Origin of the sequence: Sedimentitalea sediminis (assembly GCF_042687825.1) — a bacterium.
GTDB lineage: Bacteria > Pseudomonadota > Alphaproteobacteria > Rhodobacterales > Rhodobacteraceae > Sedimentitalea.
The window spans coordinates 1-6,425 of sequence record NZ_JBHUQE010000043.1 but is presented as its reverse complement, the minus strand read 5'-3'; the positions used below and the strand labels follow the sequence as shown (position 1 = coordinate 6,425).

At 64.8% G+C, this 6,425-nt stretch carries 7 protein-coding genes; 2 read left to right on the top strand and 5 right to left on the bottom strand.

The genetic code is table 11. The annotated features are described in order from the left end of the window. Positions 1-334 precede the first annotated feature (334 nt). From ACFMPD_RS17185 to ACFMPD_RS17175, 3 genes are all read right to left on the bottom strand, one after another. Positions 335-499, bottom strand: coding sequence for a YdcH family protein (locus ACFMPD_RS17185; RefSeq protein ID WP_380997158.1), 165 nt, complete (start codon positions 497-499; stop codon positions 335-337). Positions 500-621: 122 nt separating this feature from the next. Beyond that, positions 622-1,395: a tRNA1(Val) (adenine(37)-N6)-methyltransferase gene (locus ACFMPD_RS17180; RefSeq protein ID WP_380997155.1), complete on the bottom strand. Its 774-nt coding sequence runs from the start codon at positions 1,393-1,395 to the stop codon at positions 622-624. Further along, complete coding sequence (locus ACFMPD_RS17175) at positions 1,392-1,607, bottom strand: putative signal transducing protein (protein ID WP_380997152.1); 216 nt, start codon at positions 1,605-1,607, stop codon at positions 1,392-1,394. Before ACFMPD_RS17175 ends, ACFMPD_RS17180 begins: the two co-directional genes overlap by 4 nt. A 56-nt stretch (positions 1,608-1,663) precedes the next feature. On the opposite strand from ACFMPD_RS17175, the gene ACFMPD_RS17170 reads away from it, so the two are divergent. After that, on the top strand, positions 1,664-2,662 hold the full coding sequence (locus ACFMPD_RS17170) for a polyprenyl synthetase family protein (protein ID WP_380997161.1): 999 nt from the start codon (positions 1,664-1,666) through the stop codon (positions 2,660-2,662). A 22-nt stretch (positions 2,663-2,684) separates the two neighbouring features. Here the strand turns inward: ACFMPD_RS17170 and ACFMPD_RS17165 are convergent, their stop codons facing one another. Both ACFMPD_RS17165 and ACFMPD_RS17160 read right to left on the bottom strand, forming a co-directional pair. Then, positions 2,685-3,557: a 4-(cytidine 5'-diphospho)-2-C-methyl-D-erythritol kinase gene (locus ACFMPD_RS17165; RefSeq protein ID WP_380997149.1), complete on the bottom strand. Its 873-nt coding sequence runs from the start codon at positions 3,555-3,557 to the stop codon at positions 2,685-2,687. A 120-nt stretch (positions 3,558-3,677) separates the two neighbouring features. After that, positions 3,678-5,399, bottom strand: coding sequence for a tetratricopeptide repeat protein (locus ACFMPD_RS17160; protein ID WP_380997147.1), 1,722 nt, complete (start codon positions 5,397-5,399; stop codon positions 3,678-3,680). A 219-nt stretch (positions 5,400-5,618) separates the two neighbouring features. Between ACFMPD_RS17160 and ACFMPD_RS17155 the strand changes: the two genes are divergently transcribed. After that, positions 5,619-6,353, top strand: a complete 735-nt coding sequence (locus tag ACFMPD_RS17155) for a GAP family protein (protein WP_380997144.1) — start codon at positions 5,619-5,621, stop codon at positions 6,351-6,353. Positions 6,354-6,425: the final 72 nt, after the last annotated feature.

Genomic DNA, 6,425 nt, shown 5'->3' with positions numbered 1-6,425 from the left:
ACGGCGCGCAGTTCTTTGGCTGACAGATAAGTGTGGCGGGTCACCGCCATCACATGCTGGGCCGGTCGCACGCGACCGGCCCTTTTTCCTGCATGAGGTCGTCTGCGCCCCGTATCCCGCGCCGCCTGACAGGCGCCGCGCCATCCGGCAGCTTGATCCGCCAATCATGACGGCCAGAACGATCGCGCGTTGCCCCGCTGCGCCACCGCCAGGCGCTGGCAACAGACCAGAAATCCAAGCAGGCCGACACGAAAAAAGCACCCGACCAGGAGCCGAGTGCCATAGCGATGTTGTTGCGGTCCGCAGCGGACCTTATGTGCCGATCAAGGCCGATCTAGGCGGTCAGCCGCTCGATCTCTTCCTTGAGTTTCAGCTTTTGTTTTTTGAGTTCCGCCACACGCAGCCCGTCAACACCCGGTGCACGCTGCGCTTCTTCGACTTCTGAACTCAGGTGCTGGTGCTTCTTTTTCAGTTCCGTCAGGTGCGAGCTCAAGCTCATGGCAATCCTCCTCTGAATAAGTTGCTCAGCGAGTTGAGCATATTCTGCGCCTTCTGTCACGTCTGCTTGCACGACAATCTTCAACACTTGCGTGAGCACTAGTGGCCACATTCAACCTTAGGTCAGTGCGCCGGCCATTCCAGAGCCTGCCCGTCGCGGAGAATACGGCGGATTTGAGCCGAGTAGCTTTCCCCGTCGCGCTGATGTCTGGGGCCCTCATGCAGAACGCACGGCGCCAGCAGGCGAAACGCGGCGCGTCCGCCCTTGCGGGCCCGCAGAATCACCAGATCGGGCGCGCGTTCGGTCCGAGCCGCCAGCGGCAGCACTTCGACGGACCCCAGTCGACCTGCGCAGCCGGACAGCATATCGGGCAACCGGTCCGTGCGCTGGATCACGTGCAGATACCCCCTGGGGGCCAGACGGCGTGCCGCCACCTCGAACCAGTCCGCCAGCGGGGTCCGGTTTTCGCCCAGCGCGATGCCACGACCGGAATCCCGCGCCGGGCTGTGCGCGCCGGGACGGAAATAGGGCGGGTTGGCAATGACATGATCAAAGTGGCGCTGACGCAGCGGCGGCGGCAAATCGCCGAGATCGGAGGCATAGACCGTCAGCTCCACCGCGTTGTCACGGGCATTCCGTTCGGCCAGCGCCGCATAGCCGGGCTGCAATTCCACGCCGCACAGGGTCAGGTCCGCCACCCGTGTTGCCAGGCACATCAGTGCGGCCCCGGCACCGCATCCCAGTTCCAGAACCGATTGTCCCGGGAGGGCAGGCACACTGGCCGCCAGCAGCACCGGATCGATGCCGGCACGATAGCCCTTGCGCGGCTGCCACAGCTGCAGGCGTCCGTCCAGGAACCCGTCACGAGTCAGGTCATCGTCGCAAAACCCGCTCACTGCAGCAGCGGGATATCATTGTCGCGCATCACCCGTGCAGCGCGCTCGTAATCGGCGCTGCGCACCATCATCCGGCGCGGGAAAATTCCGATGCCGCCTTCGAGAATGCTCATGTTTACGTCCATCTGAAAGCAGTCTATATCCTCGCCCTGAAGAAGGGCGGTCGCAAATGCCAGAACGGTCGGGTCGGTGCTGCGAAAGAGTTCCTTCATGGTACGGGATGTAAGGGCAGGGCGCGGCCAATGTCGAGCCTTGTAGCGGGAGAATGATGACCATCAGCGCGGCCACCAAACCACATGATCAGCTGGCGGAAACGCTGGCCCAGGAAATGTCCGCCGTGAACGGGTTGATCCGTCAGCGCATGGCCTCGGAGCACGCGCCGCGCATCCCCGAGGTCACGGCGCATCTGGTCGAGGCCGGCGGCAAGCGCCTGCGCCCCATGCTGACCCTGGCGGCGGCGCGACTGTGCGGCTATGCCGGCTCCTATCACATTCACCTTGCCGCAACGGTCGAATTCATCCACACCGCCACGCTGTTGCATGACGACGTGGTCGACGAAAGCGGCCAGCGCCGCGGCCGCCCCACCGCCAACCTGCTGTGGGACAACAAGTCCAGCGTTCTGGTCGGCGACTATCTGTTCGCCCGCAGTTTCCAACTGATGGTCGAAACCGGATCGCTGCGGGTGCTGGATATCCTGTCCAACGCCGCGGCCACCATCGCCGAGGGCGAAGTACTGCAACTGACCGCGGCGCAGAATCTGGCAACGGACGAGGCGATCTATCTGCAGGTCGTGCGCGGCAAGACAGCGGCGCTGTTTTCCGCCGCCACCGAGGTGGGCGGCGTGATCTCGAACGCACCAGCATCGCAGATCGAGGCGCTGCATCAATATGGCGATGCCCTGGGAATCGCGTTTCAGATTGCCGACGACCTTCTGGATTATCAGGGCGACAGCAGTGCCACCGGCAAGAATGTCGGCGACGATTTCCGCGAGCGCAAACTGACCCTGCCGGTGATCAAGGCCGTCGCCCGCGCCACGCCCGAAGAGCGGGCATTCTGGCGTCGCACCATCGAACTGGGACAGCAGCGGGACGGCGATCTTGAAACGGCGATGGGGCTGATGCGGAAATACGGCACGCTCGAAGCCACCCGCGCCGACGCCAGGGCCTGGGCCGACAAGGCGCGGAGGGCATTGCAGGCTTTGCCGGATGATCCGATCCGCGACATGCTGAGCGATCTGGCCGATTATGTCGTCGCGCGACTGACCTGACGGCCACCCGTCGCGGCCCCGGTCAACCGGGCTCCGATGCCGGCGCCAGTATCGTCGCCTTGACCCACCAGCCCGGGTGCTGTTTGGCCAGCGTCCCGGCGGCCTGCCGCGCCGCTTGCGCATCCTTGAACACCCCGAAACAGGTCGCGCCCGAGCCGCTCATCCGCGCCAACCGCGCCCCGTGCCGGCGCAACGCCTGCAAAACCTGCCCGACCACCGGGCGCATCGCGATGACGGGGGCCTGCAGGTCGTTGCGCCGATCGGCCAGCCAGTCGCAAAACGCCGCCGCGCCGCTGAATTTCGGCACCTCGGGCATGGCGGTGCCGTTCTTGTCAGATAGGGCGCGAAAGGCATCGGGCGTGTGCACCGGCATTCCCGGGTTTATCAGAACCGACGGCAGCGGTGGAATGCCCCCCAGGGGCAGAATGGTTTCGCCGATCCCGGACATGCGCACAGAGCGCGACGCCAGACAGACGGGCACGTCAGCGCCCAATGCCAGGACCTGCGCGGTTTCAAGCGGTGCTATGCCGTGGCTTTCCTGCAAAGCCCGCAACAGCGCCGCCGCATCCGCCGAGCCGCCGCCGATGCCCGAGGCTGCGGGCAGATTTTTTTCCAGAACGATCTCGGCCGTTTCCACACCTGCCGCCCTCGCCGCGCGCAGAACCAGATTGCTGGCATCCGCCGGCACGCCGGCGGCCATCGGACCCGTCACCCGGAACCGCAGGTCCGCTGCGGGACGGACCGTGATCCGGTCGCCCAGATCGGCGAAGACAACCAGTGAATCCAACAGATGGAAACCGTCCGCGCGCTGGCCGGTGACATGCAGGGTCAGGTTGATCTTGGCGCGGGCTGTCCGGTGAACGTCTGGTCCTTGGCGGGCCTCAGCCGTCGTCATTGACCACCTTCAGCGGCGACGCCCCCTCTTCGGCCAGCACCTTGTCCAGGCCAACCGNCATGCAGGGTCAGGTTGATCTTGGCGCGGGCTGTCCGGTGAACGTCTGGTCCTTGGCGGGCCTCAGCCGTCGTCATTGACCACCTTCAGCGGCGACGCCCCCTCTTCGGCCAGCACCTTGTCCAGGCCAACCGCCAGCTTGCGGCGAATCCGGTCCGGATCGGCCTCGCTGTCGCTGTCCTCGGGGTCGATGAAGGACAACGCCCGCTTCCACTGGAACTCGGCCTCGCGATTGCGCCCCACCGCCCAATAGACATCGCCCAGATGGTCGTTGACGACAGGGTCCACCGGCATCAGCTCGACGGCGGTTTCCATATGTGCGACGGCCTCGTCATACCGGCCCAGCCGGTACAGGACCCAGCCCAGGCTGTCGACGATGTAACCGCTGTCGGGCCGCGCCGCGACGGCGCGTTCGATCATGCCCAGCGCCTCGTCCAGGTTGGTCTGGCGCTCGACCAGAGAATAACCCAGATAGTTCAGCACCTGCGGCTGGTCCGGGTTGATCTTGAGCGCGCTGCGAAAATCGGCCTCGGCCTTTTCCCATTGCTTGAGCCGCTCGTGGCTGATGCCGCGCGCATACAGCAGAAACCAGCGCGCCGGCGCGTCTTGGTCGGAATATTCCAGCGCCTTGTCATAGGCCCGGACCGCAGCGGCGTAGTGCTCCTGCTGCCGCAGCAGATCGCCCAGAGCGGAATGCACCGGTGCCAGGGTCGGCTGATCCTTGGCCAGCTGTTCCAGCACCTCGATGGCGGCGTCCGGTTTCGCCGCCCGGCGCAGTGCCTCGGCGCGCCCCATTTCCGCGGCGTGATGATCCGGGCTGGTCTGCGGGATCTGCTTGTAGGTCGCAACCGCCAGATCGTACTGGCCCAACGCGTCCAGCAACTGGGCACACAGCAACAACGAGTCGATGTGGCCCGGACGCAGATGGGTGGCCGTACGCGCATAGATCAGCGCGTAATCATCCGCCGCCTCGCCGTTCAGCGCCTGACCGATGGAATAGAACACCTCGGCCATGCCATCGCGGACCGACGTGACATGGTCGAACGGCAACTGCTCACCGGTGGCCAGACGATCCGCAACGGCCTGTACACCGGGGTCGAACCGCGAGCCGAAAGTATCGGTCAGCATTTTCTGGGCGTCGGCGTTGCGTTCGAGCTGTGACAGGATTTGCGCGCGCGCAATGGCGGCGCCCCGCGACATCACCGACAGGCCACTGGTCTCATCCGCGAAAATCGCCTCGGCGCCCTCGAAATCGCCCACCGATGCCAAGGCCAGCGCCTTGTGATACAGCGCAAAACTGCGCAGCCCCTCTTGCTGCGCGACTGTATCGAACTGGTCCAGTGCCTGGGCGACCGACCCGGCCCCCATATGCGCCCAACCGGTGACCAGCCCATCGACCAGAGGACCGACCCCCAGCGTTTCGACATCGCGGGCCAGCAACTCCTTGAACCGGCCATTCGCGATCAGATCCGCGACCACGACCATATGCGCGACCTGACTGCGCAGACCCAGACCTTCCATGTATTCTGCAACCGGCAGGGCGCGGTCGATCCGGCCAAGGGCCAGTTGCGACAGGACCAGGCTCTCCATCAGCTTCGGGTTGTTCCGGTCCCGCCCCAGAGCGCGAGAGTAATACTCGGCGGCAACGTCGAAATCGCTGTCGATCAGCGCCTGGCGCCCGGCCAGATAGGATCCGGCCGAGGTCTCTGCCTGAACCGGCACGGGGCCGGACAATGCAAGCGCGACAGCCGCAACTGCCGCATTGCGAAGGAATGAACCGTTCAAGTGACCCGCCTCGTCATGATCTTTGGACGTCAAACTAGGCCCTTGCGGGGGGCGAGGCAATGGCACAGCCGGCAAAGCGTCGCCGGTGTCCGGCTTTTTCCGCAGGTTCCCGGTCCGCAAACCCGAAAATCCGCGAAATACCCGTCCTTTGCAGGAATCCGCGGCCTGTGGCGCGGTTCTGACCGTGCCGGCCGGGGTCGGCCTTGCAGCGCCGGCTGTTTGCGCCAATTTTGGAATCGCATCCAGCAGCCACGGGGTTCCCACAGGAGCGACCTCTGGGCCATCGCCCTGCCCATTCTGATCGTCGATGTCGCCAACCCGGTTCTGCTGGCGGCGGTCATTCTGGGCCTGACCACCGCGCGGCCCTTCGGCATGAGCATCGCCGTCCTGGTCGGCCACACCAACAGCTATCTTCTGGCCGGCCTGCTCATCGTCTTTGGACTGACCGAGTTGCTGGCCCCGCTGTTTGCACCGCTGATCGACTGGTTCCTCAACCCGGTACCGGCCGATTACCTGCTAGGCCTCGTGCTCGGGCTGCTGCTGGTCGCGGTTGCCTGGCGCTGGAAGGTTTCGCCACCCGGGCCGTCCGAGAAACTGCAAGATCAACCCAGGGAAAGCATCGGGGCGGCCCTGGCTTTTGGCGCGGTCATCAACTTTGCGGGCATTCCGTTTGCGCTGCCGTATTTCGCCTTTATCAACGAACTCTACAAACTGGATTCCGATCAGAAAATCATACCGCTGATCATCTACAACCTGCTCTATGCGCTGCCGTTTCTGCTGTTGCCGATGGCGAAGGCCCTATGCGGCGCATCGATCCTGCCGGCGCTGCAGCGGATCAACCGCTGGGTCGAGTCCGCTTCTGCCTATATCCTGCCCGCGATCATCGGGCTGCTGGGACTGGCGATGATCGTCGATGCCCTGCTGTTCTTTACCACGGGCGCCGGGCTGGTCTGAGGCCCGCCCCGGACGCCGGGCCACGGGCCCGGCACCGGACATCCGGTCCTACATATTCGGATAGTTTGGTCC